This window comes from Neisseria sp. P0001.S005 (assembly GCF_051963715.1).
In genome coordinates this window covers 1-2,494 of sequence record NZ_JBQCTZ010000321.1, presented here as the reverse complement: position 1 = coordinate 2,494, position 2,494 = coordinate 1, and the positions used below count along the sequence as shown (strand labels likewise).

3 protein-coding genes and 2 tRNA genes are annotated in these 2,494 nt (G+C 43.8%); 3 read left to right on the top strand and 2 right to left on the bottom strand.

What is annotated here, in order from left to right; translation table 11 throughout:
- Positions 1-228: 228 nt before the first annotated feature.
- The 3 genes from ACTHSP_RS19545 (at position 229) to ACTHSP_RS19535 (ending at position 1,645) form a co-directional block, all read left to right on the top strand.
- Entirely contained in the window at positions 229-1,380 is a 1,152-nt protein-coding gene (locus ACTHSP_RS19545) for a class I SAM-dependent methyltransferase (protein ID WP_049350860.1), read from the top strand.
- A 106-nt stretch (positions 1,381-1,486) separates the two neighbouring features.
- Positions 1,487-1,563 (top strand) — tRNA-Met (locus ACTHSP_RS19540).
- A gap of 6 nt (positions 1,564-1,569) precedes the next feature.
- Positions 1,570-1,645: transfer RNA gene (locus ACTHSP_RS19535), tRNA-Ala, on the top strand.
- 140 nt (positions 1,646-1,785) lie between these two features.
- Here ACTHSP_RS19535 and ACTHSP_RS19530 read toward each other — a convergent pair.
- Together ACTHSP_RS19530 and ACTHSP_RS19525 are read right to left on the bottom strand one after the other, a co-directional pair.
- On the bottom strand, positions 1,786-2,190 hold the full coding sequence (locus ACTHSP_RS19530) for a ClpXP protease specificity-enhancing factor (protein WP_049350861.1): 405 nt from the start codon (positions 2,188-2,190) through the stop codon (positions 1,786-1,788).
- An 11-nt stretch (positions 2,191-2,201) separates the two neighbouring features.
- On the bottom strand, positions 2,202-2,494 hold a 293-nt coding region (locus tag ACTHSP_RS19525; RefSeq protein ID WP_440346728.1), incomplete at its 5' end, for a glutathione binding-like protein.

The following is a 2,494-nucleotide window of genomic DNA, read 5'->3' as shown; positions in this document are numbered from 1 at the left end:
CCTTTATCTGAAATGAAACACTAAACACTTAAAATTCAATAGCTTATATATACAAAAATGCATGACAAATTAATATGTCAGTCATCTCATATAGCATAAAACACTATATATAGTATTATTTGTGTTTTTAAAATACTATATATAGTATTTTTATACCCGATTACCACCCCTGTCACAAGGGGCTATAATATACAAACAAATTCAAATTTTTTACATTATCTAACAGTCATGAAGCCACAACTCCCCCTCCCTTCCCCTGATGCACAAGCCTCTTCAGCACACCTGACCAAGCTCATAAAAAACGAAATTAAACAACATCAAAACTGGATACCCTTCTCCCGTTTTATGGAGCTTGCCCTTTACACACCTCAATACGGCTATTACAGCGGAGGCAGTCATAAAATCGGTACGGACGGCGACTTCATTACCGCCCCCACCCTTTCCCCCCTATTCGGACAAACCCTTGCCAAACAACTTACCGAATTACTGCCGCAAACAGCAGGTAATATCTACGAATTTGGTGCAGGCACAGGTCATCTCGCTGCCACACTCTTGCAAGACCTTTCAGACGGCCTGAATCATTACTATATTATTGAGTTATCCGCAGAACTTGCAGAGAGACAACGCCAACATATTATTGAGCACACATCTCCCGAAGCAGCAGCAAAAGTCATCCACCTTACCGCATTACCAGAACACTTTGACGGCATCATCATCGGCAACGAAGTATTGGATGCCATGCCGGTGGAACGCTTGATTTATCAAGAGGAAAGGTTTCAACAAATCGGCGTCAGTTTAGAGAATGACGGGCTAATCGAAGCCATCAGACCATTGGCACAAGCCGAACTTACGCAAACAGCCGCCTTATACTTCCCTCCCCTTCCCTCATACACAAGCGAGCTGCATCCTGCACAATATGCCTTTATCCAAACCCTGGCCGCCAAATTGCAGCGCGGCGGCATGATATTTATCGATTACGGCTTCGATGCCGCTCAGTATTACCATCCGCAACGCAAGGAAGGCACATTCATCGGCCACTATCGCCACCACACTATCCACGACCCATTTTTCAATATCGGCCTGACCGATTTGACTGCGCACGTCAATTTCACCGATATTGCACGCGCCGGCACGGAATCAGGTTTAGATTTAATCGGCTACCTGCCCCAATCTTATTTCCTGCTCAATCTCGGCATCACCGATCTGCTAGCACAAATCGGCAGCCCGGATTCGGTTGAATATATCCAAGCCGCCGCCGCAGTACAAAAACTGATACATCAGCACGAAATGGGCGAACTTTTTAAAGTCATCGCTTTTGGCAAAGACATTGATATCGATTGGACAGGCTTCAGCCACGGAGATATTTGCCATAAGCTATAACCTGACAATCTACTTTTTATTTTTTAAAAACAATAAGAAATAAAAAAAATCAAAATTAGCGCTTGCCAAATATTCAAAAAAAACTATAATAGCGACTTCACGAAACGGCGAATTAGCTCAGTCGGTTAGAGCAGAGGAATCATAATCCTTGTGTCCGGGGTTCGAATCCCTGATTCGCCACCAAATTTCGGGGGTATAGCTCAGTTGGTAGAGCGCTTGCATGGCATGCAAGAGGTCAGCGGTTCGATCCCGCTTACCTCCACCACTAAACAAAAAAGCTCTTGTTAAATACAAGGGCTTTTTTGTTTAGCTTAATTAATAACTGATTGCTCATTAATTTTGCCATTTCAATAACTAATCAATAAAGGCCGTCTGAAACATTTCAGACGGCCTTTTATCTTTTAATTACTTCACAAGCTTCAATACTTTTTTCGGTTTGTCTTCCGCAGATTCAGCTTTTTTATCTTCCACCGCTGCAGCTTCAACAGAAGCAGGCTGATATGGCTCTACCTCAAAACCCATACCCTCTCCACTTTCGCGGCCAAATATACTGACAATATGACCGACCGGAATCCAAATCTCGTGCGCTACGCCGGAAAAGCGGGCAGAGAAATTGACCCATTCATTGTCGATATTCAAGTTATAGCTGGCGGTAGGACCAATATTTAAAACAATTTCATTGTCACGCACATACTGCATCGGCACACGGGTATGTTCATTTACCCAAGCCACGATGTGCGGTGTTTGGTTATTATCCAAACACCATTCATACAAAGCACGCAACAAATACGGTTTGGTTGAAGTTGCCATAGATCTGTCCTTTAGCGGCGCATGGCTTTTTCAGCCGGCGTCAATGCCTCAATGAAGGCTTCGCGTTGGAAAATACGCTCGGCGTACTTCAGCAAAGGCGCAGCAGATTTACCCAGTTTGATGTCGTAATAGTCCAAACGCCACAACAGTGGAGACAAGGCAACATCAATCATGGAGAAGTCGTCGCCCAAGATGTATTTGTTTTTAGTAAAAGATGGTGCCAACAGTGTCAAACCATTGCCAATGGCTTCACGCGCTTTAGCTTGTTCTTTATTGGTAGATTCAGGGTTTTCCAACACTTGCA